Annotated in this window: 36 protein-coding genes and 1 riboswitch; of the genes, 28 read left to right on the plus strand and 8 right to left on the minus strand. The window is 46.0% G+C overall.

Going from position 1 to position 26,524, the window contains the following annotated elements; all coding sequences use genetic code 11:
* The first annotated feature begins 31 nt into the window (after positions 1-31).
* From comGA to K3G25_RS05970, 8 genes are read left to right on the plus strand one after another with little or no spacing between them, the layout of a single operon-like run.
* Entirely contained in the window at positions 32-1,102 is a 1,071-nt protein-coding gene (gene comGA, locus K3G25_RS05935; RefSeq protein WP_003153083.1) for a competence type IV pilus ATPase ComGA, read from the plus strand.
* Positions 1,089-2,126: a competence type IV pilus assembly protein ComGB gene (comGB, locus tag K3G25_RS05940; protein ID WP_269770607.1), complete on the plus strand. Its 1,038-nt coding sequence runs from the start codon at positions 1,089-1,091 to the stop codon at positions 2,124-2,126. Before comGA ends, comGB begins: the two co-directional genes overlap by 14 nt.
* Positions 2,127-2,130: 4 nt before the next feature.
* Entirely contained in the window at positions 2,131-2,439 is a 309-nt protein-coding gene (comGC, locus tag K3G25_RS05945) for a competence type IV pilus major pilin ComGC (protein ID WP_014418376.1), read from the plus strand.
* Positions 2,429-2,866, plus strand: coding sequence for a competence type IV pilus minor pilin ComGD (gene comGD / locus K3G25_RS05950; RefSeq protein ID WP_095061019.1), 438 nt, complete (start codon positions 2,429-2,431; stop codon positions 2,864-2,866). The genes comGC and comGD overlap by 11 nt, the downstream gene beginning before the upstream one ends.
* Positions 2,850-3,164 (plus strand): competence type IV pilus minor pilin ComGE, encoded by a 315-nt coding sequence (comGE, locus tag K3G25_RS05955; protein WP_017418140.1) that lies wholly within the window; start codon positions 2,850-2,852, stop codon positions 3,162-3,164. Before comGD ends, comGE begins: the two co-directional genes overlap by 17 nt.
* A 13-nt stretch (positions 3,165-3,177) precedes the next feature.
* A complete protein-coding gene (gene comGF, locus K3G25_RS05960) occupies positions 3,178-3,573 on the plus strand; it encodes a competence type IV pilus minor pilin ComGF (protein WP_025649850.1) in 396 nt (131 codons plus the stop codon).
* Complete coding sequence (gene comGG, locus K3G25_RS05965) at positions 3,574-3,951, plus strand: competence type IV pilus minor pilin ComGG (RefSeq protein ID WP_017418138.1); 378 nt, start codon at positions 3,574-3,576, stop codon at positions 3,949-3,951.
* A gap of 56 nt (positions 3,952-4,007) precedes the next feature.
* The gene (locus K3G25_RS05970) at positions 4,008-4,187 is read left to right on the plus strand and encodes a YqzE family protein (RefSeq protein ID WP_003153093.1); all 180 of its coding nucleotides are present in this window, start codon (positions 4,008-4,010) and stop codon (positions 4,185-4,187) included.
* A gap of 40 nt (positions 4,188-4,227) precedes the next feature.
* Here the strand turns inward: K3G25_RS05970 and K3G25_RS05975 are convergent, their stop codons facing one another.
* Positions 4,228-4,557: a DUF3889 domain-containing protein gene (locus K3G25_RS05975; RefSeq protein ID WP_012117979.1), complete on the minus strand. Its 330-nt coding sequence runs from the start codon at positions 4,555-4,557 to the stop codon at positions 4,228-4,230.
* A gap of 258 nt (positions 4,558-4,815) precedes the next feature.
* Here K3G25_RS05975 and tapA point away from each other — a divergent pair, with 258 nt between their 5' ends.
* The 3 genes from tapA (at position 4,816) to tasA (ending at position 6,893) form a co-directional block, all read left to right on the plus strand.
* Positions 4,816-5,487: an amyloid fiber anchoring/assembly protein TapA gene (gene tapA, locus K3G25_RS05980; protein ID WP_014418371.1), complete on the plus strand. Its 672-nt coding sequence runs from the start codon at positions 4,816-4,818 to the stop codon at positions 5,485-5,487.
* A complete protein-coding gene (gene sipW / locus K3G25_RS05985) occupies positions 5,459-6,043 on the plus strand; it encodes a signal peptidase I SipW (RefSeq protein WP_012117977.1) in 585 nt (194 codons plus the stop codon). The genes tapA and sipW overlap by 29 nt, the downstream gene beginning before the upstream one ends.
* 64 nt (positions 6,044-6,107) lie before the next feature.
* On the plus strand, positions 6,108-6,893 hold the full coding sequence (gene tasA / locus K3G25_RS05990) for a biofilm matrix protein TasA (RefSeq protein ID WP_007408329.1): 786 nt from the start codon (positions 6,108-6,110) through the stop codon (positions 6,891-6,893).
* Between the two features lie 47 nt (positions 6,894-6,940).
* Here tasA and sinR read toward each other — a convergent pair whose 3' ends face one another.
* From sinR to K3G25_RS06010, 4 genes are all read right to left on the minus strand, one after another.
* A complete protein-coding gene (gene sinR / locus K3G25_RS05995; protein ID WP_003153104.1) occupies positions 6,941-7,276 on the minus strand; it encodes a transcriptional regulator SinR in 336 nt (111 codons plus the stop codon).
* A 33-nt stretch (positions 7,277-7,309) separates the two neighbouring features.
* Positions 7,310-7,483, minus strand: a complete 174-nt coding sequence (gene sinI / locus K3G25_RS06000; RefSeq protein ID WP_014418369.1) for an anti-repressor SinI — start codon at positions 7,481-7,483, stop codon at positions 7,310-7,312.
* 176 nt (positions 7,484-7,659) lie between these two features.
* Positions 7,660-8,454: a YqhG family protein gene (locus K3G25_RS06005; protein ID WP_014418368.1), complete on the minus strand. Its 795-nt coding sequence runs from the start codon at positions 8,452-8,454 to the stop codon at positions 7,660-7,662.
* 21 nt (positions 8,455-8,475) lie between these two features.
* Positions 8,476-10,146 (minus strand): DEAD/DEAH box helicase, encoded by a 1,671-nt coding sequence (locus tag K3G25_RS06010; protein ID WP_154817561.1) that lies wholly within the window; start codon positions 10,144-10,146, stop codon positions 8,476-8,478.
* 144 nt (positions 10,147-10,290) lie between these two features.
* Positions 10,291-10,391, plus strand: a riboswitch (glycine riboswitch).
* A 178-nt stretch (positions 10,392-10,569) separates the two neighbouring features.
* On the opposite strand from K3G25_RS06010, the gene gcvT reads away from it, so the two are divergent.
* Genes gcvT through gcvPB form a run of 3 tightly spaced genes read left to right on the plus strand, consistent with a single transcriptional unit; the run spans position 10,570 to position 14,499 of the window.
* Positions 10,570-11,670 carry a glycine cleavage system aminomethyltransferase GcvT gene (gene gcvT / locus K3G25_RS06015; protein WP_021494308.1) on the plus strand — a complete coding sequence of 367 codons (1,101 nt, stop codon included), beginning with the start codon at positions 10,570-10,572 and terminating at the stop codon, positions 11,668-11,670.
* A gap of 14 nt (positions 11,671-11,684) precedes the next feature.
* Positions 11,685-13,031 (plus strand): aminomethyl-transferring glycine dehydrogenase subunit GcvPA, encoded by a 1,347-nt coding sequence (gene gcvPA / locus K3G25_RS06020; protein WP_014418365.1) that lies wholly within the window; start codon positions 11,685-11,687, stop codon positions 13,029-13,031.
* Positions 13,024-14,499 carry an aminomethyl-transferring glycine dehydrogenase subunit GcvPB gene (gene gcvPB / locus K3G25_RS06025; protein ID WP_154817560.1) on the plus strand — a complete coding sequence of 492 codons (1,476 nt, stop codon included), beginning with the start codon at positions 13,024-13,026 and terminating at the stop codon, positions 14,497-14,499. Before gcvPA ends, gcvPB begins: the two co-directional genes overlap by 8 nt.
* Positions 14,500-14,551: 52 nt before the next feature.
* On the opposite strand, the gene K3G25_RS06030 is transcribed toward gcvPB, so the two are convergent.
* On the minus strand, positions 14,552-14,932 hold the full coding sequence (locus K3G25_RS06030) for a rhodanese-like domain-containing protein (protein ID WP_007408335.1): 381 nt from the start codon (positions 14,930-14,932) through the stop codon (positions 14,552-14,554).
* A gap of 192 nt (positions 14,933-15,124) precedes the next feature.
* Between K3G25_RS06030 and K3G25_RS06035 the strand changes: the two genes are divergently transcribed.
* The 3 genes from K3G25_RS06035 (at position 15,125) to K3G25_RS06045 (ending at position 17,480) form a co-directional block, all read left to right on the plus strand.
* Positions 15,125-15,961: a lipoate--protein ligase family protein gene (locus tag K3G25_RS06035; RefSeq protein ID WP_003153114.1), complete on the plus strand. Its 837-nt coding sequence runs from the start codon at positions 15,125-15,127 to the stop codon at positions 15,959-15,961.
* Between the two features lie 99 nt (positions 15,962-16,060).
* A complete protein-coding gene (mntR, locus tag K3G25_RS06040) occupies positions 16,061-16,489 on the plus strand; it encodes a transcriptional regulator MntR (RefSeq protein WP_007408338.1) in 429 nt (142 codons plus the stop codon).
* Between the two features lie 115 nt (positions 16,490-16,604).
* Positions 16,605-17,480, plus strand: coding sequence for a patatin-like phospholipase family protein (locus K3G25_RS06045; protein WP_022552971.1), 876 nt, complete (start codon positions 16,605-16,607; stop codon positions 17,478-17,480).
* Here K3G25_RS06045 and K3G25_RS06050 read toward each other — a convergent pair.
* On the minus strand, positions 17,477-17,872 hold the full coding sequence (locus tag K3G25_RS06050) for an SA1362 family protein (protein WP_007408340.1): 396 nt from the start codon (positions 17,870-17,872) through the stop codon (positions 17,477-17,479). The genes K3G25_RS06045 and K3G25_RS06050 overlap by 4 nt on opposite strands.
* 34 nt (positions 17,873-17,906) lie before the next feature.
* Positions 17,907-18,863 carry a DUF1385 domain-containing protein gene (locus tag K3G25_RS06055; RefSeq protein WP_053284919.1) on the minus strand — a complete coding sequence of 319 codons (957 nt, stop codon included), beginning with the start codon at positions 18,861-18,863 and terminating at the stop codon, positions 17,907-17,909.
* A gap of 221 nt (positions 18,864-19,084) precedes the next feature.
* Between K3G25_RS06055 and K3G25_RS06060 the strand changes: the two genes are divergently transcribed.
* From K3G25_RS06060 to spoIIIAG, 11 genes are all read left to right on the plus strand, one after another.
* Positions 19,085-19,615, plus strand: coding sequence for a YqhR family membrane protein (locus K3G25_RS06060; RefSeq protein ID WP_029973882.1), 531 nt, complete (start codon positions 19,085-19,087; stop codon positions 19,613-19,615).
* A 131-nt stretch (positions 19,616-19,746) separates the two neighbouring features.
* Positions 19,747-20,808, plus strand: a complete 1,062-nt coding sequence (locus K3G25_RS06065; RefSeq protein WP_128496718.1) for a M24 family metallopeptidase — start codon at positions 19,747-19,749, stop codon at positions 20,806-20,808.
* A 24-nt stretch (positions 20,809-20,832) separates the two neighbouring features.
* Positions 20,833-21,390, plus strand: coding sequence for an elongation factor P (efp, locus tag K3G25_RS06070; RefSeq protein ID WP_003153123.1), 558 nt, complete (start codon positions 20,833-20,835; stop codon positions 21,388-21,390).
* A gap of 146 nt (positions 21,391-21,536) precedes the next feature.
* Positions 21,537-21,818, plus strand: coding sequence for a YqhV family protein (locus tag K3G25_RS06075; RefSeq protein ID WP_003153124.1), 282 nt, complete (start codon positions 21,537-21,539; stop codon positions 21,816-21,818).
* A 77-nt stretch (positions 21,819-21,895) separates the two neighbouring features.
* Positions 21,896-22,819 carry a stage III sporulation protein AA gene (spoIIIAA, locus tag K3G25_RS06080; RefSeq protein WP_017418128.1) on the plus strand — a complete coding sequence of 308 codons (924 nt, stop codon included), beginning with the start codon at positions 21,896-21,898 and terminating at the stop codon, positions 22,817-22,819.
* On the plus strand, positions 22,813-23,328 hold the full coding sequence (gene spoIIIAB / locus K3G25_RS06085; RefSeq protein ID WP_007408343.1) for a stage III sporulation protein SpoIIIAB: 516 nt from the start codon (positions 22,813-22,815) through the stop codon (positions 23,326-23,328). Before spoIIIAA ends, spoIIIAB begins: the two co-directional genes overlap by 7 nt.
* Positions 23,329-23,350: 22 nt before the next feature.
* Positions 23,351-23,557, plus strand: coding sequence for a stage III sporulation protein AC (spoIIIAC, locus tag K3G25_RS06090; protein WP_003153142.1), 207 nt, complete (start codon positions 23,351-23,353; stop codon positions 23,555-23,557).
* Positions 23,558-23,569: 12 nt separating this feature from the next.
* Complete coding sequence (gene spoIIIAD / locus K3G25_RS06095; RefSeq protein WP_071392571.1) at positions 23,570-23,959, plus strand: stage III sporulation protein AD; 390 nt, start codon at positions 23,570-23,572, stop codon at positions 23,957-23,959.
* Between the two features lie 32 nt (positions 23,960-23,991).
* Positions 23,992-25,200 (plus strand): stage III sporulation protein AE, encoded by a 1,209-nt coding sequence (spoIIIAE, locus tag K3G25_RS06100; protein ID WP_003153145.1) that lies wholly within the window; start codon positions 23,992-23,994, stop codon positions 25,198-25,200.
* A gap of 16 nt (positions 25,201-25,216) precedes the next feature.
* On the plus strand, positions 25,217-25,837 hold the full coding sequence (gene spoIIIAF / locus K3G25_RS06105; RefSeq protein ID WP_029973883.1) for a stage III sporulation protein AF: 621 nt from the start codon (positions 25,217-25,219) through the stop codon (positions 25,835-25,837).
* Positions 25,830-26,522 carry a stage III sporulation protein AG gene (gene spoIIIAG / locus K3G25_RS06110; RefSeq protein ID WP_014418358.1) on the plus strand — a complete coding sequence of 231 codons (693 nt, stop codon included), beginning with the start codon at positions 25,830-25,832 and terminating at the stop codon, positions 26,520-26,522. Before spoIIIAF ends, spoIIIAG begins: the two co-directional genes overlap by 8 nt.
* The last annotated feature ends 2 nt before the right edge of the window (positions 26,523-26,524 follow it).

Genomic DNA, 26,524 nt, shown 5'->3' on the forward strand with positions numbered 1-26,524 from the left:
TTTACAATACGTGCGGAAGGAGGGAAGTCTTGTGAAAAATATTGAAACATATAGCAGGAACATCATAAACGAGGCCTATACGGCAAGGGCTTCAGATATACACATTGTGCCGAGAGAAAAGGATGCTTTCATTCATTTTCGCATCGGCCATGCTCTTGTGAAAAAAAGAGTCTTAAAAAAAGAGGAATGCGTAAGGCTTATTTCTCATTTTAAGTTTTTATCGGCCATGGATATAGGAGAAAGACGTAAGCCGCAAAACGGGTCATTGTCTCTGCCGCTTCCGACGGAAACCGTTCATTTGAGAATGTCAACCTTGCCGACAATGAATGATGAAAGTCTTGTCATCAGGCTTTTGCCTAAGCGGCAGATTCCCCCTCTGGATAAACTGTCCTTATTTCGGGGGGCGGGCGCCGCACTATTGTCCTTTCTGAAGCATTCGCACGGCCTGCTTCTGTTTACCGGCCCCACCGGATCTGGAAAAACGACCACTCTTTACTCGCTTGTCAACTATGCAAAAAGGCATTTCAACCGGCGGATTGTCACGCTTGAAGACCCCGTAGAAACAAGAGATGAGGATGTGCTGCAAGTTCAGGTGAATGAAAAAGCCGGAGTCACATATTCCGCCGGTTTAAAAGCGATTTTAAGACATGATCCCGATATGATCATTTTAGGGGAAATCAGAGATGCCGAGACGGCTGAAATCGCAGTCCGCGCGGCCATGACGGGACACCTCGTTCTTTCAAGCCTGCATACAAGAGATGCTAAGGGCGCCATATACAGGCTGCTGGAGTTCGGCGTGAACATGACAGAAATTGAACAAACCGTCATTGCTATTGCCGCTCAGCGTCTGGTTGATTTAACATGTCCGTTCTGCAAAGAGGAAAACTGTTCCGTGTACTGCCGGATGTATAGGCAGACACGCCGTGCGGGCATTTATGAACTGCTCTACGGGAAAAACCTCACCCAATGCTTTCAGGAAGCAAAGGGAGAGCACGCCAATTTTCAATATCAGACGCTCCGCAGGCTGATCAGAAAAGGAATCGCGCTCGGCTATGTCACGACCGACAATTACGATCGGTGGGTGTATCATGAAGCGGATTAAACGAACATGGCCGTTGAAGGATCAAGCGGCTTTTTTGAAAAGGCTCGGTGAAATGACGGAAAAAGGATACAGCCTGATTGAAGGGCTCAGACTGCTGCAACTCCAGCTGCATAAACGTCAGCTTGCAGAGCTGAAGGAAGGAATCCGCCGGCTGAGGGAAGGTGATGCGTTTTACCAAGTGCTTGAGGCACTGTCTTTTCACAAAGAAGCCGTCTCTATCTGCTATTTCGCTGAGAAACACGGGGAATTGCCGGGGGCGATGAAACAAAGCGGCGAATTATTACAGAGAAAGCTCATGCAGACGAATCAAATCAAAAAAATGCTCCGGTATCCGATGTTTTTAATATCTTCCGTCTGTGTCATGTTTTATATCCTGCAAAGTTTAATCATTCCGCAGTTTTCTGGGATTTATCAATCAATGAATATGAATACATCCGGTGCGACTGCTTTGATCTTTGCGTTTTTTCGGCATTTTCATGAAGCCTGCGCACTGGCGCTGTCCGCCGCTTTCTGCTTGTTTTTGTACGTTTGGTTCTTATGTAAGAAAAAATCCCCGCAAGATAAAATGCTGATTGTTGTGAAAATCCCCCTATTAGGAAAAGCGGCCGTTCTTTTTAACAGCTACTTTTTCTCTTTACAGCTCAGCAGTCTTCTGAAATCCGGCCTTTCTATCTATGACAGCTTAACAGCTTTTAAAGAACAATCTTTTCTGCCTTTTTATCGTGAAGAAGCAGAGATGCTCATTACACGTCTGAAAGCCGGAGAAACCATAGAATCCGCTCTTTCCGGGCATCCGTGCTATGAAAAAGACCTTGCGGCTGCAGTCAGCCACGGACAGGCAAACGGCCGGCTTCACCGCGAACTTTATACGTACAGCCAGTTTATGATGGAGCGTCTTGAACAAAACGCGGCGAAGTATACCGGCATTCTCCAGCCTGTCATTTACGGTGTTGTGGCCGGTATGATTTTAATTGTCTACATGTCAATGCTGATGCCGATGTACCAGATGATGAACCAAATGTAAGGGAGTGCTTCGTCTGAAAAATCAAGATGGATTTACTTTAATTGAAATGCTGATTGTTTTATTTATCGTTTCCATTCTGCTTTTAATCACCATTCCTAACGTTACAAAACATAATCAAAGCATTCAGCGTAAAGGCTGTGAAGGACTGCAGAATATGGTGAAAGCCCAAGTGACTGCGTACGAAATCGACCATGAAGGTAAAATGCCGGATATGAACGATTTACAATCAGAGGGGTATATCAAAAAGAATACAGCCTGCCCGAATGGTAAACAGATCTTAATTAGTGGCGGAGAAGTTACAGTTGAACAATAACAGGCGGACAGAAAATGGGTTTACCCTTCTTGAAAGCCTGATTGTGTTAAGCCTGGCGTCCGTCCTGCTGACGGTTTTGTTCACGACGGTTCCGCCGGTCTGCACCCACCTTGTCGTGCGGCAAAAAACAGAACAGCTCCAAAAAGATATTCAGCTTGCTCAGGAAACGGCTATCGCAGAACATAAAAGAACAAAAATCACTTTTCTTCCAAAAGAGCATAAATACAAACTGCAGTCAGGCGGAAGGATTGTCGAGCGTTCTTTTGATTCGCTTCACATTACGCTTGTGACTTTACCGGAGAGCCTTGAATTTAACGAAAAAGGCCATCCGAATTCGGGAGGAAAGATTCAATTGAAGAGCGCCGGGTTCACCTATGAGATCACAGTTTACTTAGGGAGCGGAAATGTCCATGCTAAACGGAAATAAGGGGTTCTCTACTATTGAAACGCTATCAGCAATGGCCATTTGGCTGTTCCTTATGACGTCTATCATTCCGGTCTGGACGGGCATGCTGACAGATGGCCTGAAAATAGAAGATCGCCAGGAAGCGTACCAGCTTCTTCAGAAACATATCAGCACTTATATGATGACCGGAAAAAAGCCGCCGTCTCCCGGTGTGAAGTGGAAGGAGGATGGTGAGTATTACAAAGTGTGTGCGGCTGACCCCGGCGAAAAAGAAATGTGCCTCAGCATTCTCAAAACAGACTGGCTTTACGCTTCTTAATGTTTTGTTCTCCTTGGCAGTCTGTCTTTTCCTATCAGGCACCCTGGGCCCGATTTTACATCTGTTCTTATCAAACCGGACCGATAACGGCGGATTAGACAGCCGGGAGCATCAAATTGCCGTTCAGCAGATCATGAACGAATGTAAACAGGCTGAGACTGTGAAGCCGGCGGACGGCGGACGGGCGTTAGCATGCCGGAAAACAGGAGGCGAAGAAGTGCGTTTTGAAATTTATCATAAGATGATAAGGAAAAGAGTAAACGGAAAAGGCCACGTGCCGATCCTGCAAAACGCGGCATCATTAACGGCTGATGTGAAAAATGGCCTGCTCTTATTAGAGATCTCAAGCGTTACAGGTAAAAAGAATCAGGCGGTCATTCCGGTTTACAGCTCTTTTAAAGGTGATTAAATGTACAAATCTGACGGTTTTATATATCCCGCGGTTCTGTTTGTTTCTGCCGCAGTTTTACTTGTCATCAGCTATACTTCATCTGATTTCATCACCCGAAAAACATTTGCAAAAGAGGCCGGGGAGTACTGGATCGGAGAGAACCTGCTCCAAAACGGCGCGCTGCTGTCAAGCCGCCATATGACACAGGGACAAAAGGGCCAAACTGGTACACAGCGTTTTCCGTACGGCACCGTTTCTTTTCACATCACCGGGAGTGATCGAAGGGAAACGGTTCAGGTTACAATTCAGGCGGAAACCACGACAGGCACGAGACGGGAGGCTCACCTTTTGTTCGATCAGAAGAAGAAACAGCTGATTCAATGGACGGAAGTATAAAAAAGAGGCGGCGGGACAACACTTCATAGTAAAGACAGCACTATGAGGTGAGAGCCGTGAAAACAAATGATTATGTAAAATATATGACTGAGCAATTCGTTAAATATTTCGATACGCCGAAACAGGAACGGAGAGAGCGAAAAGAAGTGCGGAAAGAAAAGAAAGTGCCGGCTTCTCAGCACTGGTTCGGAATATTGCCGTACAGTTTTAAGCTGTGGATGCAGCGGAAAAAATAAAGTTGAATCACACGAAAGGTCCTCCTGATACAGGAGGGCCTTATTGGTATTCCTCAATGACGGCAATTTTATTTACTTTTTGGCTGTAGGGATTAAAAGAAATCGTAACGAACACACCAAATTCTTTTGCGCCATCCCGCAATGTCAAGTGGTATTGCTTGACTGCTTCATCCGTTCTTTTCCGGTCCCACACCTTTTGAATAAATAACGTTTGGGCGAGCGGATATCTTTTTTTAGCTTCTTTTTCTGCTAACTTTTCCCATTTTGATTTATGGTGAACAGCATAATAAGGCACCGTTTCCGCCTGAGCTGTTCCTGAAACCCCGAAAACAAGAAGAGAAAGGCAAATCAGACTTTGTTTGATCATCATTCTTCGTCCTTTCGCTGTATATACTTTCCATTTTGTGCTAGGCACCTCGTTATTTTCTCACGTTTTATTAGAAAAAATTCCAAAAAGGTGTGTAATTTGAAGCAAAACGATGTTTTTGAAAGATACCATTCTCAAAAACGAACAATTTGACCGAATTTGACATTTTTCAAGACGATAATCCTTGATTATACTTTGTTCATACAGTTCTTTAAAGAGAACGGTTGTCATATTTATTAACAGTTTTACAGGGGGTAAGGCATGTTCCGATTGTTGCGAATGGAAAAAAAGGGCAAGGTGAGATGGCGGATGATGCTATTTTTACGGCTTTCGTTCATTTTTTGCCTGTCCGTGATGATATGTGCTCAGTTCACAGGTGATACAAGTTCCTCCTTCAATGATGTGAAAAGCTTCAGTCTCCCGGTTCAAACGTGCGGAGATTTTCAATATACGGATGACGATTGCCGTTATGACGAACGCTGGGATCAAAGTGATTTACATATAACAAATCAAACTGATACGTCAGGCACCGTGTGTGCGCCGCTTCAGCTCTATGCCGAGCTGGAGAATAAGGGAAAAGAGCGGACTGTTTCTGACTGGAAATGGGAGCTCCATAAAATCGCTTCTCAGCAGCAGCCTTTACGAAACGGCAATGTTGTGGATAAAGGGCTTATTACTGATAAAAAAAGCAAAACGATTTATAAAATTGAGTCAAAGCGGTCTTTGCAGCCGGGCATATACGCATTCAAGGTTTACAAGCCTGAAGGGTACCCGGCCGACGAAGAAAAATTTGAGTGGTCAAAACCGATGAAACTCGTCAAATGCCGGGAACAGGCGACCGTTTCCGATCTAAAGAAAACGGAGAAAGAGCCGGCTGAGCCGGTAAAAGAAAGCGGGGAAGAACATGAAAAAAACGCTGAAACTGATCAGTAATATTTTGTATGCCGTCATCTTCAGCTTGATTATTGTGCTGACGTTAACGGTGATTTCGACCCGGGCTTCCGGGGGTGAGCCGGCCATTTTCGGCTATACGCTGAAATCCGTGCTGTCGGGTTCAATGGACCCGGAATTTAAGACGGGTTCGCTCATAGCGGTAAAGAAAATTTCTGACGTGAATGACTTAAAAAAAGGGGATGTGATCACCTTTACGCAAGATGACGGAACAGCCGTCACACACAGAATAATCGGGATCACAAAAAAGGACGGGAACCTGCTGTTTGAGACAAAAGGGGACCATAATGCCGCCCCGGATGCCGCACCCGTTCAAGCTGAAAAAGTGGCGGCCCAGTATACGGGATATCAGCTTCCGTATGCCGGATATGTCATACATTTGGCCAGCCAGCCGATCGGAACGGCGATTCTGTTAATCGTTCCCGGCGTCATGCTTTTGATTTACTCAATAACAGTCATTGTCAGCGCCCTCCGCGATATTGAGCGGAAAACGAAAGCGCTGGAAGAACATGCGAAAAAGGGAACCATCTCCACATGAATACGGTTGCAACCTGGCGACAGGATTTGATAACAAAAATAAAAAGTAAGGGGAGAGTACAAACATGGGTATGAAAAAGAAATTAAGCTTGGGCGTTGCCTCAGCCGCACTCGGTTTAGCATTAGTAGGAGGAGGCACATGGGCCGCATTTAATGATGTGAAGTCGACGGACGCTACATTTGCGTCAGGAACACTTGATTTATCGGCTAAAGAACAATCAGCCAATGTCAATTTGTCAAACTTAAAACCAGGCGATAAATTGACGAAAGATTTCGAATTCAGAAACAACGGTTCACTTGCCATTAAAGAAGTGCTGATGGCTTTGAATTTTACTGACTTTAAAGGAGCAAAGAAAGGAAATGAATCTGCGGAGGATTTCCTCAGCCAGTTTGAAATTACGGTTCTGACAGTCGGTAAAGAAGGGGGCAACGGCTATCCTAAAAATATCATTTTGAAGGCGGCCAGCCTGAAAGACTTATACTTAATGTCAACAAAACAGGATAAAGCAGCTGCCGAAGCGATCAGCAAGCACATTGATCCGAAATTCCTGAGTGAGAGCGGAAAAGTCAATGTAGCAACCATTAACGGCAAAACAGCTCCTGAGTACGACGGAGTTCCGAAAACGCCTGCTGATTATGACCAGGTGAGAATGGAAATCCAATTTAAAAATGACACCGCAAAAACTGCGGACGGATTAAGTGTGCAAAACAAGTTCCAAGGCAATGCGATTTCTCTTCAATTCTCTTTTGAAGCAACGCAATGGAACGGCTTGACCATTACGAAAGATCATACGGATAAAGACGGTTACGTCAAGGAAAATGAAAAGGCTCACAGTGAGGATAAAAACTAATCCGAAAGTCGGACAGTTAAAAGAGGAGTTGTGCACATATGGCGGCACTACTCCTCTTTTTGCGCTTTTCTCCATTTTTGATAATCTAAAAATTCACGAAATTGTTTTTTTGATACCCCGGATGTCATTGCATCGCGAACTAATTTCTCCCATTCACTATCTAATTGACCATCGTATTCGGTTTCATGTTTTTCATCAAGTAAAGTATGAACCGAGACGTCCAGAACAGCGGAGACTTTTTCGAGAAATTGAATGGAGGGGTTCGTCTGTAAATTTCGTTCTATTGAGCTTAAATAAGACTTCGCTACCCCAGCTTTTTCAGCTAGTTCTGATAGTGAGTAGCCTTTTTCTTTTCGGTATTGTTTAATACGCTGGCCAATCAATGTCATCACCTTCCTTGTGATATTATAGCACATTCAGAAAGGATTTACGGTATGACTTCTGGCTGCCTGGATATGTTGAGAAGACTTTTTATTCGAAAGCAGGTATTTGCGTATTTCTTCTAGGCTGATATTTGCTTTTTGGGCTTCTAATATCAGCTCAACCCATTCCTTATCTAATTGTGAAAATTCTGTTTTTGCATTTTTCATGCATTTTCTCCTCCTAAAATACTTGTTTATGTATTTCAGCCAATCCGGCCATGACCTTATCTTTACATGTCTGGAAGTGATTCATCGCATGCGAAACGCCAGAAATTTTTTCTATATACTTTTATTATAATATAGAATTTCCAGAAAAAACGGGAAAGGTGTCGAATGGATAACGCTTATCCAGAAAAATTACTTTGCAGGAAAAATAAACCGCCGTTTTCAATCTGAATGTGAATTTTCGGCTGATATAAGGCTTTCAGCGCTTGTTTTTCCAAATGATATTCCTCAGGTTTTTCCTCTGTCTGCTCATAAAACTGATCGAGCAGCCTGAGGTCCTTTTTCCATCTGGCGATCGCGCTGTCAGCCCAGTCTGATGGCTCTTTGGCGGCAGCGTCTTTTAAGTAATGCTCCATCCTTTTAATCCCGCTTTCCGGCTTAATCATCGGCGATATGGTAAAGCAATAGTCTGATATTTGCGAGGTCAGCGGAAGCGGTGCAAGCTTCTGCTGAAACCCTTCTATAATTGTTCCAGAAACAAGATGCAGGCCTAAAGACAAAAGTCTGTCTTTTTTCATGTCGGATTGGTATGAAATCACTACATTTAATCCCAGCCAGGGCTGAAGCGGCACTCTGGCTCCGGCTGATACAATTTTCTCATATATTCTTGTAAATCTCCCATTTTGTTTAACTGCTTGAAAGATTTGAAAGAGGCGCGGGGCTCCAAAGTAAATAAATTCGCCGTCCATATCCTCCGGAGCCGTTTCTTTATCAGTGATGAACGTGATCTTCATCGGGTTCGGTTCGCCGCCCGTTTTTTCACGCCAATGCCAATAAAACGGGCGGTTCATAATTTGTTTGTCCATCTCGACCGTCAACTGAACCGTCATAAAACCCGGCCCGTGTTCTGTAATCGGACAGTGGTTCGCTTCAAAAAAGCGCAGTAAAAATTCGTGAACCTCCTGCTGTCTCATGTCGCGCTTCCTCCTTTTAGATTAAGATCCTTTTTTTCTGGCGGGCTTGTCCGTACCGTACGACAGAAAAGAGGTGAGATTGTCCATTTTGATTCTCATTTCTTCCTCTGTCAGCGAATGGCATAAAATATCATGCAAATGGTCTTCAAAATTGCTCACTTTGATTTTTGTTAAAATGTCATCTAATTCTCCGACGACATTTTCAAATAAATGAATTTTGTCATACAGAAGTTTTAAGATATGCTCTTCCACCGTATGTTTTGTCGCCATATTGTAGATATGGACATCTCTTTCCTGACCGAGTCTGTGAATCCTTCCGATTCTTTGTTCAAGCCGCATCGGGTTCCACGGGAGGTCATAATTGATAATATGGTTGCAGAATTGCAGGTTGATCCCCTCGCCTCCGGCTTCTGTAGCGATCAGCACCTGCACTTTGCCGCGGAAGAGATCCTTCATCCAGTCTTTTTTTCCGCGTTTAAATCCGCCTCTGAACGGAACGGAGCTTATGCCGTTCTGCTGAAGGAACCATTGCAGGTAAATCTGTGTCGCCCTGTATTCAGTAAAAATAATGACTTTATCATTAATCTTTTGGATCAAGTCAACAACTTGAATTGCTTTTGAGTTTTGCGTGACTTGATTGATGCGGTCCATTAAATTAGCGATCGTCTGGTCATCGAATGCGGGCGCATGTTTGTCTTTTTGGTCAAGCATTTTTTTGAGCGTCATATACACGGCTTCCCTGCTTGAACAGCACTCTCTTTGCAGCGTCATAATGGAAAATGCGCTTGCGGGCTTTTCCGTGCCGTTTTTCAGTGCGACGATGTCATCGTAAAGCGCCTGTTCCGTCGGTGAAAAGGTGATCGGCACTGTTTCCACGTGGCGCTTCGTCCATGTAAGGCCGGTGTCGCTCCGCGTGTTGCGGATCATCACCTTATTGACGAGCTCTTTCAAATGCTCATGAGCGTCAATCCCGTCCTTCTGATTGAAGGTTTCTTGAAATCCGCTTTCATTTCCTAAATGGCCGGGCTTTAACAGTGACACTAAATTGAAGATTTCTTCGATCCGGTTTTGAATCGGCGTCGCCGTCAGAAGCAGGCAGTATTTCTTCACAAGACTTCTCGCAAATTCATAATTTTTCGTTTTGCTGTTTTTGAGCTTGTGCGCCTCGTCAATAATGACGAGATCATACGGAATAGAAAGCACAATGTCCTTGTGAGGCGAGCGTTTGGCCGTATCAATAGAAGAAACGACGATATCGCACTGTTCCCACACATAGCTTTTCTTCTGTTCAACAGCGGGTATCAAAAACTTCTCCTGAAGCTCTTTGACCCACTGGGAAACGAGTGATGCCGGCACAAGAATCAGGATTTTTTTGGCCAGCCCGCGAATCATGTATTCTTTTAAAATCAGGCCCGCTTCCACCGTTTTTCCGAGCCCCACTTCATCAGCTAAAATCGCCTTGCCGTTCATTTTTTCAACGACTTTCTGCGCGACTTCAAGCTGATGGGGAAGCGGAGTGAAATCGGGCAGGTATAAAGGAGCCCTCAATCCTTCAAATTCAGGAATGGCAAGGGTCTGCTGGACTTCAGCCGACAGTTTGTACATCTCCCAATTTGACCAGGGACCGTCCGTTTTCAGCCGCTCAGAAAACTCTCCCGGCCAGTTTGCATCAAATATGATCTCTGCTGTCATATGTAACAAAACCGCCTTTCTTTTAAAAAACTGATTTATCATAATTTTTGTTGCCGGACGTAAGTGAGGGTGGTAGGATATAAGTAATGATTTCACTAAAAGATATTGCTTTAGTATGTCCATAAAATTGGTAAATATGAGCGAATGACAGCAAGGGGAGAGACTCGGACGAAAGATGGGCGTCCGGGCGCCGAAGGAGCAAACTGCGGAGTGAATCTCTCAGGCAAAAGAACTCTTGCTCGACGCAACTCTGGAGAGTGTCTGCACTTAGAAGAAGCAGGCCACCAAAGGGGACGTCTTTATGATATGTTCATAAAGTAAACTTTCAGGTGCCGGGACAGAGAAACCTTCATTTTCATGAGGTGTTTCTCTGTCCTTTTTTATATGTTTTTACAATGCGCCAATGACTGAAGGGGGAAGATGATGCTGAAACGAACACCGCTTTATGACGTGTATAAAGAATACGGCGGAAAAACGATTGATTTTGGAGGATGGGAGCTGCCGGTTCAATTTTCTTCTATTAAAGAGGAGCATGAAGCCGTCCGCACAAAAGCGGGCCTGTTTGATGTGTCTCATATGGGGGAAGTTGAAGTATCCGGTAAAGACGCCCTGTCTTTTCTGCAAAAAATGATGACAAATGACGTTGCCGATTTAAAGCCGGGAAACGCGCTCTATACCGCCATGTGTTATCCTGACGGCGGTACGGTGGATGACTTGCTGATCTATCAGAAAAGCGAGAGCTGCTATCTGCTCGTGATTAACGCGTCCAATATTGAAAAAGACATCGCTTGGCTGAAGGAACATGCGGAAGACGATGTCACGCTGACGAATCAGTCTGACGGGATTTCACTGCTTGCTGTTCAGGGGCCGAATGCTCAGTCGGTTCTTACGAAGCTGACTGAATGTGATTTGTCCTCCTTAAAGCCGTTTACGTTTATTGATGGGGCCGACGTTGCCGGACGACAAGTCCTGCTTTCAAGAACAGGCTATACCGGTGAAGACGGGTTTGAGTTATATTGCCGCAATGAAGATGCAGTTCATCTATTCAAGGAGATACTTGCAGCGGGAGAGCATGAAGGTCTCGTTCCGTGCGGCCTCGGCGCCCGTGATACGCTGAGGTTTGAAGCGAAGCTTGCTTTATACGGTCAGGAATTGACGAAAGATATTACACCGATTGAAGCCGGAATCGGATTTGCCGTGAAACACAAGAAAGATTCCGATTTTTTCGGGAAGTCTGTATTGCGCGAACAGAAAGAAAAAGGAGCCCCGCGAAAACTGGTCGGACTTGAGATGATTGAAAAAGGGATTCCGAGACACGGGTACGCCGTGAAAAAAGACGGTGTTCCGATCGGTGAAGTCACGACAGGCACGCAATCTCCGACTTTAAAGAAAAATATCGGCCTTGCCTTAATCAAAACGGAATTCAGTGAAGTCGGAACGGAAGTAGAAGTGGAAATCCGTAAAAAAACGGTAAAAGCGAAGATTGTCCGCACACCGTTTTATAAACGTCCAAAACAGAGCTGAAAAAGGAGAGTCATATGAAGCATCGATATTTGCCCGCGACAGAACAGGATAAAAAAGAAATGCTGAAAGCCATCGGCGCAGAAACAATTGATGAACTGTTTGCCGATATTCCGGAAAATGTACGGTTTCAAAAAGACTACCGCATTAAACAAGCAAAGTCAGAAACTGAGCTGACGAGAGAGCTGACAAAGCTTGCGGCGAAAAATAAAGACGCTGTTACATATGCATCTTTTCTGGGTGCAGGAGTGTACGATCACTACCAGCCGGTTATCGTCGATCATGTGATATCCCGATCAGAGTTTTACACGGCATATACGCCTTATCAGCCTGAAATCTCACAAGGAGAGCTGCAGGCGATTTTTGAATTTCAAACGATGATCTGTGAATTAACGGGAATGGATATCGCAAACTCCTCTATGTACGATGGGGGAACGGCGCTGGCGGAAGCGGCGATGCTTGCGTCGGGCCATACGAAAAAGAAAAAAATCGTCATTTCCGCAGCCGTTCATCCGGAATCACGGGATGTTTTGAAAACATACGCAAAGGGCCAATATATTGAGGTTGTAGAGGTTCCCGCGAAAAACGGCGTCACAGATCTTGAAGCATTGGAACATGCCGTTTGTGATGAAACGGCCGCCGTGATCGTCCAGTATCCGAACTTCTTCGGACAAATCGAGCCGTTAAAGGACATTGAGCCGCTCGCACATAAAGGAAACAGCCAGCTGATTGTTTCTTCAAACCCGCTCGCGCTCGGTATTTTGACACCGCCCGGGGCATGCGGAGCTGATATCGTCGTCGGGGACGCGCAGCCTTTCGGCATACCTGCGGCGTTCGGCGGCCCGCATTGCGGCTATTTTGCAGTAACGAAAAAACTGATGAGAAAGGTGCCGGGCCGGCTTGTCGGCCAAACGGAAGATGAAAACGGGCGAAGAGGCTTTGTTCTCACTCTTCAGGCGCGCGAGCAGCATATCAGAAGGGACAAAGCCACGTCTAACATTTGCTCAAATCAGGCGCTGAATGCTTTAGCGGCTTCAGTCGCGATGACGGCGCTCGGAAAAAACGGCGTCAAAGACATGGCCCGCCAAAATATATTGAAAGCTGATTACGCGAGACGCCAAGCGGAAAAAGCCGGCTTGCACGTAGCATTTGACGGCCCGATATTTAATGAATTTGCCGTCAGGCTGAATCTTCCCGTCAAGGAAGCAAACCGGCGGCTCCTGCAAGACGGCATAATCGGCGGATATGATTTAGGCCTTGCGTATCCGGAACTGAATCAGCATATGCTCATTGCCGTCACAGAGCTGAGAACAAAAGAAGAGATCGATTCGCTTATTGCGGGATTGGGGGATCAACATGAATAATCAAGATCAGGCGCTTATTTTTGAAATGTCCCGCGAAGGGCGTATCGGTTACAGCCTTCCGAAGCTTGATGTGCCGGAAACAGAGCTTGAAAGTCTTCTTCCCGGTGACTATATCCGCGATGAAGACGCAAAGCTGCCGGAAGTATCAGAGCTCGATATTATGCGGCATTATACCGCTCTTTCTAAGAGGAACCACGGAGTTGATTCAGGCTTTTACCCGCTCGGCTCTTGTACGATGAAATACAATCCGAAATTAAATGAAAAAATTGCCCGGATCGCAGGTTTTTCCGCTATTCATCCGCTTCAGGACGAGGACACGGTTCAGGGGGCGCTTGAGCTTTTATACGATTTAAGCGGACACTTGGAGGAGATTACGGGCATGGACGAGGTGACGCTGCAGCCTGCGGCGGGCGCTCACGGCGAATGGACCGGTCTGATGATGATCCGCGCCTATCACGAAGCGCGGGGAGACTTCGGACGGACGAAGGTGATTGTCCCTGATTCAGCCCACGGCACGAATCCGGCATCCGCCACGGTCGCCGGTTTTGAAACGATTACCGTCAAGTCAAATGAGCACGGGCTGGTTGACATTGAAGATTTGAAAAGAGCGGTAAATGAAGAAACAGCGGCGCTGATGCTGACGAATCCGAACACCCTCGGGTTATTTGAGGAAAACATTACGGAAATGGCTGAAATCGTCCATCAGGCCGGCGGAAAGCTTTATTATGACGGAGCGAATTTAAATGCCGTTTTAAGTAAAGCAAGACCGGGAGATATGGGATTTGACGTCGTTCACCTTAATCTGCATAAAACATTTACCGGGCCGCACGGCGGGGGAGGACCTGGCTCAGGGCCGGTCGGCGTAAAAAAAGAATTCATTCCGTATCTGCCGAAACCCGTTCTCACGAAAAAAGAGGGGCGTTTGACGTTTGACTATGACCGGCCGCAGTCGATCGGGCGCGTAAAACCTTATTACGGCAACTTCGGCATTAATGTCAGAGCCTACACGTATATCCGTTCCATGGGGCCTGACGGCTTAAAAGCTGTGACCGAAAACGCGGTTTTAAATGCAAATTATATGATGAGAAGACTCGCGCCTTATTATGATCTCCCGTATGACCGTCATTGCAAGCATGAATTTGTGTTATCGGGTAGAAGGCAGAAAAAGCTTGGCGTACGAACGCTTGATATTGCCAAACGGCTTTTGGATTTCGGCTATCATCCGCCGACTGTGTATTTTCCTCTCAATGTTGAAGAAAGCATCATGATCGAACCGACGGAAACGGAATCAAAGGAAACGCTTGATGCGTTTATAGATGCCATGATTCAAATTGCGCGGGAAGCGGAGGAATCGCCTGAAATCGTTCAGGAGGCGCCGCATACAACAGTTGTCAAAAGAATGGATGAAACCAAGGCGGCAAGAAAGCCGGTTTTAAAGTACGAACGTACACCTGACGTCAGCCGCTGACAAGGTATAAAAAAAGAGCTTCCGTATAAAACGGACAGCTCTTTTTTCATGATTAGTTTTTTGCTTTAATTTTTCCGCCCCATTTTTTAAATCCGCCTTTCAGGTTGTAAATATCTTTGCAGCCGTGTTTGCGGAGCGTCTGTGCCGCGCGTCCGCTGCGGACATTGTTTTGGCAGTACAGATAAACGGGTTTATCAGGACGGATTTCACTTTTGCGCTGTTTCAGCTGTGACAGCGGAATGTTGCGCGCGCCGAGAATATGGCCGCCTTCAAATTCATTCGGTTCACGGACGTCAATCAGCTGCGCTTTTCTGTAGCCCGCGCGGAATTCCTCTTCCGTAAGTGTTTTCATTAAACGCTGCTGGTAAAAATACGACACGATCATATAAACGATAAACGCCGCAACAATAATTAAAGCAATCATATTAGACAATGCGATTCTACTCCTTTAGCTTATAAAATAAAACCCTGCTTCCTGAAAACAAGGCTTACCGGACGTTTTGGGACAAATACTATTATAGTAAAGCATGAAGCGATTGTCATCCTTAATGAAACGAAATATTTTTCATTTTCAAGGCAGTTTGTTAAACTGATTTTATTAAAACGATAAAGAAGGGTTCAGTGTATGGAAAAAGAAACATGGCGGTTTATTGACTCAGGGAATGAAAGCCCGGCATTTAACATGGCGCTGGATGAAGCGCTTTTATATTGGCACAGCCAAAAAAAAATTCCTCCGGTGATCCGTTTTTACGGCTGGAATCCGGCAACTTTGTCTGTCGGGTATTTTCAAAATATTAAGAAGGAAATTAACTTTGACGCAGTACATAAACACGGCCTCGGGTTTGTCAGAAGACCGACAGGCGGACGGGGTGTTCTGCATGATAAAGAATTGACATACAGCGTAATCGTTTCAGAGGATCACCCGGAAATGCCGGCCACGGTGACAGAGGCGTACCGGGTGATTTCAGAAGGTATTCTGCAGGGATTCAGAAACCTTGGACTTGATGCCTGCTTTGCGATTCCCCGAACGGAGAAAGAAAAAGAAAGCTTGAAAAATCCGCGCTCGTCCGTCTGCTTTGATGCGCCTTCGTGGTATGAACTGGTCGTCGAAGGACGGAAAGTTGCCGGAAGCGCACAGACACGCCAAAAAGGCGTCATTCTTCAGCACGGTTCCATCCTGCTTGACATTGATGAGGATAAGCTGTTTGATCTGTTTTTATATCCGAGCGACAGAGTCCGTGAGCGCATGCAGCGGAATTTCAAAAACAAAGCGGTAGCCATCAACGCCTTAGCGCCGAAACGGGTAACGATGGATGAGGCCAGAATCGCTTTTAAAGCCGGTTTTGAGGAAGGGCTGAACATTCATCTTGAGCCTTACACACTCACGTCTGAAGAGCTTGCATTTGTCAATGAGCTGGCTGAGACGAAATACGCGTCTGATGAATGGAATTATAAGCGCTGATAAGGCTTGACAGACCGGAAGCATCCTTGTTTTTTCATGACCGTTAGTGTAAACTTGTAATGGTTTATAAAGTTAAGGTGCTTTTTGGGAGGGTTACTTATGACAACACCAAGTATGGAAGATTATATTGAACAGATTTATATGCTGATAGAAGAAAAAGGATATGCACGGGTTTCTGATATCGCGGAAGCTTTGGCAGTCCACCCCTCCTCTGTAACGAAAATGGTTCAAAAACTAGATAAAGACGAGTATTTGATTTATGAAAAATATCGCGGGCTCGTATTGACGTCAAAAGGCAAAAAGATCGGCAAACGGCTCGTATACAGACACGAATTGCTTGAGCAGTTTTTAAGAATCATTGGTGTTGATGAAGAGAAGATTTACAATGATGTTGAAGGAATCGAACATCATCTGAGCTGGAACAGCATTGACCGCATCGGCGACCTCGTTCAGTATTTCGAAGATGACGAAAGCCGGAAAAAAGAATTGAAATCCGTACAGAAAAAAACCGAAAATCCCGGTGAATAAAGGGCAGCCCGAAATGGGGGCGCCCTTTTTTTAATGTCTTCATTCTTTGGTCTATTTCGCCCAGCCGTTTCTTAAAATAATAATACACCTTGAGATGGAAGGGAGAGGGCGCGCTATGCAGATTGACGGCGTATTTTCGGGCGGGGGGATAAAAGGGGTGGCGCTTGCCGGCGCTTATGAAGCGCTGGAAGAAAAGGGCTTTCGCTTTGAAAGGCTCGCCGGAACAAGCGCCGGCGCAATTATTGCCGCATTTATCGCTGCGGGCTATACGAGCAGAGAGGTTCATTCCATCATAGATGAGGTGGACGGAAGGCAATTGCTTGATCAGAGATACTCATTCCTCCCGCTGAAAATCCTGCAGTGGGTGTCGATATATTGGCGCCTCGGACTATACAGAGGCGATATGCTGGAAAAATGGATTGCGGATAAATTAAAAGCGAAGGGCATCATCGCGTTCGGTGATTTGAAAAAAGGCTCGCTCCGTCTCATCGCTTCAGATCTGACGAACGGAACGATGATCGTGCTTCCTGACGATCTTCCCCGCTACGGATTAAATCCGGAGATGTTCCCGGTTGCCAGAGCCGTCAGAATGAGCTGCAGCATTCCTTATTTTTTTGAACCGATAAAACTGAAGACCGAAAAAGGCACCTCGACGGTCGTTGACGGCGGCGTGTTAAGCAATTTCCCGATTTGGCTGTATTCAAAAGAACGCAAACGGCCGGTCATCGGAATTTCACTTTCGCCCAACGAAAAAGAGCGCCCGAAAAAAACAATCCGCAACGCTTTTGAGCTGTTCGGGGCTTTGTTTGAAACGATGAAAGACGCTCATGATGCCAGGCATATCGCGACAAAGTACGAACAGAATATTATTTTTATTCCGGTGGAACATGTGATGGCGACGGAGTTTCATCTCACACCGCAAAAAAAACTAGCTCTCATTGAGCTAGGAAAAAGCAGAACAGAGCAATTTTTGAAGCAATGGAGCTATTAAAAAAGCGCTCTGTTTTTCTTTTTATTCTTTTTGCCTTCTATGACGGTAAGCTGGGTCTGGCTTTTTTTCTTAAGAATCATCGGCTTCGGTCTGCTGCTGCTCGGCACGCTCCGCAAATGGCTGACCCGGCCTCTGTGTCCGGCGCGGTGCTTCGCTTTTTGTTCCTTCATTCGGAGCCGCGATTGTCTGGCCGCTTTTCTGAAAGCGGTTCCGTCACGGCCGGTGCGGCGGTTCAGGACCGTCCTCACGATAAAATAAATAATGATGCCTGCGATAATAACGGTGATCGCTCTTGAAATCATCTGCCCGGGGTTGGTTACCGCCGCATAAATGAAACCGAATGCGCCAAGCGCTATCAATACAGCAAAAAAAGGTTGTACACGATGATTCATAACTGCCCACCTCCAAAATAATAACGGTAACGGTTCAGATTACGTTGTGAGACGGCTTTTCGCTCTGTTCTGAAATGTCTTCCAGTCTGAGAAGCTCGTTAAAGCTTTCTATGGCAACCTCGACCTGGTCATCCGCCGGTTCCTTTGTCGTTAAAAGCTGCAGCCACAGGCCGGGATAACCGAGCACTTTCAAAACGGGGATATTCCGCACTCTGTTCGTCAGCTGGAGCACTTCAAAGGAGATGCCGAGAACGACCGGTATAAGCGCAATCCTGTCTAAAATCCGCACCCAAAGCGGATCTGTCGGAACGAGTAAATAGACGAACATGCCGACAATGATCGTAAATAAAATAAAGCTTGAACCGCAACGGTAATGAAGCCGTGACTGTTTCTGAACATTTTCTATTGTAATTGGAAAATTCTGTTCATAACAGTTTATGACCTTATGTTCGGCTCCATGATATTGAAACACTCTTTTAATTAACGGCGTCATTGATAAAAAATAAATGTAGCCGAGAAGCAGAAGCAGCTTAAACAGACTTTCGATTCCGATCTGCGCGGCGTCTGAGGAAAAGACGGGCCTTACAAGCTCCGCTAAGAAGACCGGGACGAGCGTAAAAACGAATTTGCTGAACAAAAACGACAGAACGCCGATCACCGCCAGGCTGAAAAACATCGATAAGCCCGAACCCTTCTTATCTTCCTGCTCCAGCTTGGCGTCATCCTGAGGATCAAGCCCGTATCGTTCGCTGGAAAAGTTTAAATGCTTTGTGCCGTTGGCGCTCGCCTCAATGATGGCGACGATTCCCCGCAAAAAAGGAATCTTTTTTAAAGCCGAAAGCTTGGCGTTCGGCACTCTCGGAAGCTTGAAAAAATCAATGCTTCCGTCATTCCTGCGGATGGCGGTAACATAATTTTTTCTGCCGCCGAACATGACCCCTTCAACAACAGCCTGCCCGCCGTATGCAGGGGGCGTTTTTTGTTTGGACATTGTTTATCAACCTGCCTGTTTTCTTAGGATTTACTAACCATTTCCTTTCACTCTATTGTACAGGAAACCGCGGTAAACCTCTAGTTAGACAGTTGGGAAATCAATGCTTTTTCTACATGCAGTATACCCCGTTTCTTTAGATTTTACTCATTGAATGAAAATATGGCGCAGCTTTTTATGACTTTTAAATTTTGGGGCAGTCTATGACTGGAGGTGCCATGATGACAAGCGAAAAACATTCAGAACAGGAAGAAAAGAAGAAGCAGGATGATGATCAGCAGCCTGTTTCATTTACCGGCAGAATTTGCGGTATCGGATTTGCCGGCGGTGTATTTTGGAGTTTGATCGGCTATCTCGGGTATGTCTTTCATTTTTCAGAGATCAGCCCCAACATGATTCTTCAGCCGTTTATGATCGGAGAATGGAAAAAACAATGGCTCGGCACGATGGTCAGCATCGTTGTCATCGGATTCATTTCAATTGCCGGGGCGTTTATTTATTTCGTCTGCCTGAAGCGTTTTAAAACGATGTGGCCGGGGATGGTGTACGGCGTCATTTTATGGTGTGCGGTTTTTTTCTTATTCAATCCGATTTTCGAAGATGTGAAATCCATCACTGAATTGAAATCAGATACAATCGTGACGACGCTTTGCCTTTACATTCTGTACGGTTTGTTTGTCGGCTACTCAATTTCCTTCAACTACAATGAACTTACGTCAGACAAGCTTGCAAGGGCGCTCGGCAACAAGTGAATAAGTGTATAATCCCTGTCCGGTATGGTAAAATGTTCACGAGAAGTGAACATTTTTTATGCTGAAAACCGGGCGGGGATGCTCCCGCGTTGTCAGGCGGCAGTCAAGAATCGGCGAGGAGGAGAAAGGGAATGAAACTTGAGAAATTGCGAAATCTTTTCGGTCAGCTGGATATAGACGGAATGTTGGTGACAAGCTCCGCCAATCTGCAGTATATGACGGGATTTACGGGTTCGTCAGGCCTTGCGGTCATATCGAAAGAACGTGCGGCATTTATCACGGATTTCCGTTACACCGAGCAGGCGAAGACGCAAGTGAAGGGTTTTGACATTATCGAGCACGGCGGAAGCTTAATCCAAACGGCTGCGGATACGATTCTTGAGTACGGCATTAAAAAACTCGGCTTCGAGCAAAACAGCATGACGTACGGAACATATGTATCCTACCAAGCGGTGCTGCAGGAAGCGGAGATGGTTCCCGTCGCGGATTCCGTTGAAAAGTTGCGCTTGATTAAGTCAAGTGAAGAGATTAAGATATTAGAGGAAGCTGCGAAGATTGCGGATGATGCGTTTGAACATATTCTGACGTTTATCAAACCGGGCATCTCAGAGATTTCAGTTGCAAACGAGCTCGAATTTTATATGAGACGCCAAGGAGCAGACGGCTCTTCCTTTGATATGATCGTCGCCTCGGGAGTCAGATCCAGCCTTCCCCACGGAGTGGCAAGCGGCAAATTGATTGAAAAGGGAGACTTGGTCACGCTCGATTTCGGCGCTTATTATAAAGGCTATTGTTCTGATATCACACGCACCGTCGCGGTCGGAGAGCCAAGTGATAAACTGAAAGAGATTTATCAGGTCGTATACGATGCCCAAGCGCTTGGTGTCCTGCATATTAAACCCGGCATGACGGGAAAAGAAGCGGACGCCCTGACGAGGGATCACATCACCGCAAAAGGCTACGGACAGTATTTCGGCCATTCGACAGGACACGGGTTCGGAATGGAAGTCCATGAATCACCGGGGCTGTCTTTCAGGTCATCGGCCGTTCTTGAGCCGGGCATGGCGGTAACGGTTGAGCCGGGCATATACATACCGGATGTTGGGGGCGCAAGAATCGAAGATGATATCATCATCACTGAGGACGGCAACCGGACAATTACGCATTCCCCTAAAGAATTAATTATTTTGTGATCGGAATATAGGAGGACATCAAACATGATTTCAGTTAACGATTTTCGTACAGGACTAACGATTGAAGTAGACGGCGGCATTTGGCGCGTCGTTGACTTCCAGCACGTAAAGCCGGGAAAAGGAGCGGCATTTGTCCGTTCTAAATTGCGTAACCTGCGCACGGGCGCTATTCAGGAGAAAACATTCCGTGCAGGTGAAAAAGTCGCGAAAGCGCAAATCGAAACAAAAACGATGCAGTATCTTTATGCCAACGGCGATCAGCACGTGTTCATGGATACAAGCTCATATGAACAGCTTGAATTGAATGAAAACCAAATCGAAGAAGAATTAAAATATCTTCTGGAAAATATGTCTGTGCACATCATGATGTATCAGTCTGAAACGCTCGGTATTGAACTGCCGAACACAGTTGAACTGAAAGTTGTTGAAACAGAGCCGGGAATTAAAGGCGACACGGCGTCAGGCGGCACAAAACCTGCCAAAACGGAAACAGGTCTTGTCGTAAACGTACCGTTCTTCGTGAACGAAGGCGATACGCTTGTTGTAAATACATCAGACGGTTCTTACGTGTCAAGAGCGTAGTTAAAGAAATTCGGAGTCTGCTCCTTTTACGGGGCAGGCTTTTTTTGCGTTCTGCATCAAATCTTTCTTTTATATGAAAATAGTGAGACTACTTCCGTCAGCTAGAGCATATAGTGTAACAAAATGCTTGAAGTTGGGGGATTGCAATGAAATTTTTGTTTGGTTCAATCAATTCTACTGTTTTAACGATGGCCGGTTTACGAGTTTTGTCCTCGCTCATTGAATTATCGGCCGCTATTATCATGCTTTTGACAAACGACATCAGAAAAGCGGTTGTGGTGAATAGTATTTTGGCAATCGTCGGCCCGCTGATCTTTATCATCACAATGACGATCGGCATTTATCAGATTGCCGGACAGCTCTCATATGCAAAGTTAATATTGATTTTTGCGGGAGTGGTGCTGATTTTGGCCGGTGTGCATAAATAGAGGGCCGGGGTGTCATAAAGTCTGTCCCGGATCATACATTTTAAAGAAGCCAATCGGTAAAAAAGGAGGAGACTCTATTGAATGAGATTACAGAGGTTCTCCCTGCATTATTGAGAGATGCCATCTCCGCCGTGCCCGAAGAAGCGAGGCGGGATACAGAAGAAATCAGAATCCGCGTCGACAGGCCGGTTGAACTGATCCAAAAAGGACAACCTTTGTATTTGTCATATGTGTGCACGGCCGGCGACGCACAGCTGATCCTCAGCCGGCTCAGCAATTACAGTATGTACACGCTGGAAGAAGAGCTGAAAAAAGGATACATCACAATCAGAGGAGGCCACCGTGTGGGGCTGGCCGGAAGAGTCATCGTCGAAAACGGAGCCGTCAAAGGACTCCGGGATATTACTTCTTTTAATATCCGAATCGCCCGGGAGAAGCTGGGGATCGCAGAACCGCTCATTCCTTTCTTATGGAAAGAAAACTGGCTGAACACGCTGATCATCGGTCCTCCGCAAACGGGGAAAACGACCTTGCTTCGTGATTTGGCCCGGCTTTCCAGCACCGGATCAAAACGCATTCCTGCAAAAAAAACAGGTATCGTAGATGAACGGTCGGAAATTGCCGGCTGCCTGCGGGGCATTCCCCAGCACAGTTTCGGCCGCAGAATCGATGTCCTTGATGCCTGTCCGAAGGCGGAAGGGCTGATGATGATGATCCGCTCTATGAGTCCTGATGTCATAATTGTGGATGAAATCGGGAGAATGGAAGACTCACAAGCGCTGCTGGAGGCGCTCCATGCGGGCGTATCCGTTATCGTATCTGCGCACGGGTGGGACATGAAAGACTTGGTAAAGAGGCCGTCGCTGAAAATGCTTTGGGAGGAAAACGTGTTTGACCGGTATGTTGAACTGTCAAGGCGCCGCGGTCCGGGAACGATCAGCAGGATGTACGGAAAGGACGGGGAACCTGTTCCGCATGCTGAAAGCGTGATGACATGCTGAAGCTTTTGGGTGCCGTGTTTATTCTGACAGCGACGACTTGGACCGGATTTGAGATCGCCAAAATGTATATTGAAAGGCCGAGGCAGATCCGTCAGCTGCGCGCGGCGCTCCAATCGCTTGAAGCGGAAATCATGTTCGGGCATACACCGCTGCATACCGCCTCGGGACAAATTGCCGCACAGCTTTCCAAACCTGTATCGTTATTGTTTCAAGCTTTCAGCAGAAGGCTTGAGCAGGGAAGCGATTCCGCCAAAACGGCTTGGGAACAGAGCTTGAAACATAACTGGTCTTCCATGGCGATGAAAAAAAGCGAATATGATGTGCTGAAGCAATTCGGAGAGACGCTCGGGCTCCATGACCGTGTTTCTCAGCAGAAACATATCAAGCTTGCGCTTACACATTTGGAAGCGGCGGAAGCGGATGCCGGACGGGCGCAGGCGAAAAATGAAAAAATGGTGAAAAGCTTAGGATTTTTAGCCGGACTGTTACTTATTCTTCTATTGATGTAAACATGAGGGGAGCAAACATAAAATGGGAGTCGACGTAAATGTCATTTTTCAAATCGCCGGAGTCGGTATCGTGGTTGCGTTTCTGCACACCATACTTGATCAAATGGGAAAAAAAGAATACGCCCAGTGGGTGACGCTGCTTGGCTTTATCTATATTTTATTTATGGTGGCGACGATTGTCGATGACCTGTTCAAAAAGATCAAAGCTGTGTTTCTATTCCAAGGATAGGGGGGCTTACAGATTGAGATTGTTCAAATTGTAGGTTTAGGCCTGATCGCCACATTTCTCTCCCTGATCGTAAAAGAACAGAAACCGACTTTCGCGTTTATGATTGTCGTCTTCAGCGGCTGCGTGATCTTTCTTTATCTCATCGACCAGATTTACGACATTATCAGAATGATAGAAAAAATAGCCGTCAATGCAAATGTCAATATGGTCTATGTGGAAACCATTTTAAAAATTATCGGCATCGCCTACATCGCTGAATTCGGAGCGCAGCTTACAAAGGATGCGGGCCAGGGAGCGATTGCTTCGAAAATAGAGCTGGCCGGAAAAATTTTGATACTGGTAATGGCCGTGCCGATACTCACCGTCATTATTGAAACGATTCTCGGACTTATTCCTTCTTGATCATAAATAAAATGGAAAGGGGGGCACAAAAAATGAAGCGCTTTCGGTGGGCGGGAGCTTTTTTGTTCATCCTCTTATTTTTTCAGACTGAATGTGTACAAGCTGCCGGAACAGACGGTGCGTCGCAGGAAACCGCAGTTCACCAAGAATCCGCTGATGAAGTGGCGAAAAAGCAGGCCGAAGCGCTGAAAACAGAAGGCATCGGAAAGTTTTGGGACGACATCATGACGGAATACGGCGGTCTTCTGCCTGAAAGCCAAAAGGGAAGCATCATCGACTTTATTAACGGAGAAAAAACGTTCTCACCGGAGGCATGGCTGAAGGCTTTATTTTCATACTTGTTTCATGAAGTGCTCGCAAACGGAAAGCTTCTGGGAACTTTGATTCTTCTCACCATTTTTTGTGTCATTCTGCAGCTCCTGCAAAATGCGTTCCAGCAGAGCACCGTCAGCAAAGTGGCTTATGCAATCGTCTACATGGTGCTGATTATTCTCGCTTTAAACAGCTTTCATGTTGCTGTCAATTATGCCAGTGAAGCGATCCAGACGATGACAAGCTTCATTCTCGCGCTTATCCCGCTTTTACTCGCGCTTTTGGCGTCTTCCGGGGGAGCCGTCTCCGCAGCTTTTTTTCACCCCGTTATTTTATTTCTGATGAATACGAGCGGCCTTCTCATTCAAAACATTGTCATGCCGCTTATCTTCCTGTCAGCGATTTTAAGCATCGTCAGCACGATGACGGATCAATATAAAGTCACGCAGCTTGCCAATCTGCTCAGAAATATCGCGATCGGCGCGCTTGCCGTATTCCTCACCGTGTTTCTCGGCGTCATCTCCGTACAGGGGGCTTCGGCTGCCGTGACGGACGGGATTACGCTCAGGACTGCAAAATTTATAACAGGCAATTTTATTCCCGTGCTCGGCCGGATGTTTACGGATGCGACGGATACGGTCATCAGCGCCTCGCTCCTATTAAAAAACACCGTGGGAATCCTCGGAGTCGGAATTTTGATCTGCATCTCCGCGTTTCCGGCGATCAAAGTGCTCTCGCTCGCTTTTATTTATAAGCTCGCGGCCGCTATTCTGCAGCCGCTCGGAGGCGGGCCCGTCATTACGTGCCTCGGCGTCATCAGCAGAAGCGTACTGTATATTTTCGCGGCGCTCGCCATCGTCTCTCTCATGTTTTTCCTCAGCATCACAGTCATTATTACAGCAGGCAACCTCACCATGATGATGAAATAAAGGAGGCCCATTGGATATGAGCTTTTTAACAGAATGGCTGACAAGCATTATTTTATTTATCTTATTCGCCATCGTCATCGACATGCTGCTGCCCAGCTCCAGTATGCAAAAATACGCAAAGATGGTTGTCAGCCTGCTGTTAATCATTGTCATGCTCAACCCGATATTCAAACTTTTCAAAACAGACCCGGAAATCATCTTCGATTATTTGACAAAACAAGAGCAATCTCAATCCGCTGATATAAAAAATCAAATCAAATCAGAAAAAAAAGAAATACAAGCATCAAACCGCGCATATGTTTTAGAAGAAATGGCTGTCCAACTAAAAAAGAAAGCGGAGGAGATGTTCAGTCATGACGAATACAAAATAGACGACATCCGCCTTACAGCGGAAGAACAGGTTCGTTCAGAAGAAGATGTAAAAACGATCAGCGTGTATATGGCCCCATCTTCTGAAAAAACCGTGCAAACCGTCGCACCGATCGACATCCGCACAGACCGCAAATACGAACCGGAAGGCGCAGCCGACAAAAAAGAGGCCGCAGACATCAAAGAAAAACTTGCGGATATATGGGAAATCGGCAGTGAGAAAATTACGGTTTATATGGAAGGCGGGGAGAAAAACGACCATGAATAAAAACGGACTATGGACCATACTCAAAAAACAGCTGATGATCGGACAGGCGAAAGACGGAGAAAAACCAAAACTGACAAAATATCATTACTTTCTGTTCGTGTTTGTGCTCGGGGTATCTTTTATGCTGGTCAGCCAGCTGTTCTCTTCACCGGAGAAAACCGGGAAGGACCAAACGGCGCAGACCGTCATGTCCGGCCGAACGGAAGACAAAAGCGGGCAAAAAAGCGCACCCGTTTTTAAGGCATCGAAAGACGGCAGCGCAAAAACCACGATCGATGATTACGAAAGAGACTATGAAAACCAGCTGAAAGAAATCCTTGAAACGATTATCGGCGTGGAGGATGTCTCAATTGTCGTAAACGTAGACGCAACATCTTTGAAAGTGTTTGAGAAAAATAAAACGAAAAAAGACACCACTACTGAAGAAACCGATAAAGAAGGCGGCAAAAGAAGCGTAACCGATCAAACCTCTGAAGAACAAATTGTCATGATTCGAAACGGGGACCAGGAAACCCCGGTCGTCGTCCAGACGAAAAAGCCCGATATCCGCGGTGTACTCGTTGTCGCTCAGGGAGTGGACAACGTTCAAATAAAAAAAACCATCATTGATGCCGTCACAAGGGTGCTCGATGTTCCGAGCTACCGTGTAGCGGTTGCCCCTAAAAAAATCAAGGAGGATTCATAAAT

It is taken from the genome of Bacillus sp. FCW2 (assembly GCF_021228595.1).
Lineage (GTDB): Bacteria > Bacillota > Bacilli > Bacillales > Bacillaceae > Bacillus > Bacillus velezensis.

Excerpts from the sequence above, each read along its gene's own strand:
- comGB (WP_269770607.1), top strand. The coding sequence starts at position 1,089 with ATGAAGCGGATTAAACGAACATGGCCGTTGAAGGATCAAGCGGCTTTT.
- comGE (WP_017418140.1), top strand. The coding sequence starts at position 2,850 with ATGCTAAACGGAAATAAGGGGTTCTCTACTATTGAAACGCTATCAGCA.
- comGG (WP_017418138.1), top strand. The coding sequence starts at position 3,574 with ATGTACAAATCTGACGGTTTTATATATCCCGCGGTTCTGTTTGTTTCT.
- K3G25_RS05975 (WP_012117979.1), bottom strand. The coding sequence starts at position 4,557 with ATGATGATCAAACAAAGTCTGATTTGCCTTTCTCTTCTTGTTTTCGGG.
- tapA (WP_014418371.1), top strand. The coding sequence starts at position 4,816 with ATGTTCCGATTGTTGCGAATGGAAAAAAAGGGCAAGGTGAGATGGCGG.
- sipW (WP_012117977.1), top strand. The coding sequence starts at position 5,459 with ATGAAAAAAACGCTGAAACTGATCAGTAATATTTTGTATGCCGTCATC.
- tasA (WP_007408329.1), top strand. The coding sequence starts at position 6,108 with ATGGGTATGAAAAAGAAATTAAGCTTGGGCGTTGCCTCAGCCGCACTC.
- sinI (WP_014418369.1), bottom strand. The coding sequence starts at position 7,483 with ATGAAAAATGCAAAAACAGAATTTTCACAATTAGATAAGGAATGGGTT.
- K3G25_RS06005 (WP_014418368.1), bottom strand. The coding sequence starts at position 8,454 with ATGAGACAGCAGGAGGTTCACGAATTTTTACTGCGCTTTTTTGAAGCG.
- K3G25_RS06010 (WP_154817561.1), bottom strand. The coding sequence starts at position 10,146 with ATGACAGCAGAGATCATATTTGATGCAAACTGGCCGGGAGAGTTTTCT.
- gcvT (WP_021494308.1), top strand. The coding sequence starts at position 10,570 with ATGCTGAAACGAACACCGCTTTATGACGTGTATAAAGAATACGGCGGA.
- gcvPA (WP_014418365.1), top strand. The coding sequence starts at position 11,685 with ATGAAGCATCGATATTTGCCCGCGACAGAACAGGATAAAAAAGAAATG.
- gcvPB (WP_154817560.1), top strand. The coding sequence starts at position 13,024 with ATGAATAATCAAGATCAGGCGCTTATTTTTGAAATGTCCCGCGAAGGG.
- K3G25_RS06035 (WP_003153114.1), top strand. The coding sequence starts at position 15,125 with ATGGAAAAAGAAACATGGCGGTTTATTGACTCAGGGAATGAAAGCCCG.
- mntR (WP_007408338.1), top strand. The coding sequence starts at position 16,061 with ATGACAACACCAAGTATGGAAGATTATATTGAACAGATTTATATGCTG.
- K3G25_RS06045 (WP_022552971.1), top strand. The coding sequence starts at position 16,605 with ATGCAGATTGACGGCGTATTTTCGGGCGGGGGGATAAAAGGGGTGGCG.
- K3G25_RS06050 (WP_007408340.1), bottom strand. The coding sequence starts at position 17,872 with ATGAATCATCGTGTACAACCTTTTTTTGCTGTATTGATAGCGCTTGGC.
- K3G25_RS06055 (WP_053284919.1), bottom strand. The coding sequence starts at position 18,863 with ATGTCCAAACAAAAAACGCCCCCTGCATACGGCGGGCAGGCTGTTGTT.
- K3G25_RS06060 (WP_029973882.1), top strand. The coding sequence starts at position 19,085 with ATGACAAGCGAAAAACATTCAGAACAGGAAGAAAAGAAGAAGCAGGAT.
- K3G25_RS06065 (WP_128496718.1), top strand. The coding sequence starts at position 19,747 with ATGAAACTTGAGAAATTGCGAAATCTTTTCGGTCAGCTGGATATAGAC.
- efp (WP_003153123.1), top strand. The coding sequence starts at position 20,833 with ATGATTTCAGTTAACGATTTTCGTACAGGACTAACGATTGAAGTAGAC.
- K3G25_RS06075 (WP_003153124.1), top strand. The coding sequence starts at position 21,537 with ATGAAATTTTTGTTTGGTTCAATCAATTCTACTGTTTTAACGATGGCC.
- spoIIIAB (WP_007408343.1), top strand. The coding sequence starts at position 22,813 with ATGCTGAAGCTTTTGGGTGCCGTGTTTATTCTGACAGCGACGACTTGG.
- spoIIIAC (WP_003153142.1), top strand. The coding sequence starts at position 23,351 with ATGGGAGTCGACGTAAATGTCATTTTTCAAATCGCCGGAGTCGGTATC.
- spoIIIAE (WP_003153145.1), top strand. The coding sequence starts at position 23,992 with ATGAAGCGCTTTCGGTGGGCGGGAGCTTTTTTGTTCATCCTCTTATTT.
- spoIIIAF (WP_029973883.1), top strand. The coding sequence starts at position 25,217 with ATGAGCTTTTTAACAGAATGGCTGACAAGCATTATTTTATTTATCTTA.
- spoIIIAG (WP_014418358.1), top strand. The coding sequence starts at position 25,830 with ATGAATAAAAACGGACTATGGACCATACTCAAAAAACAGCTGATGATC.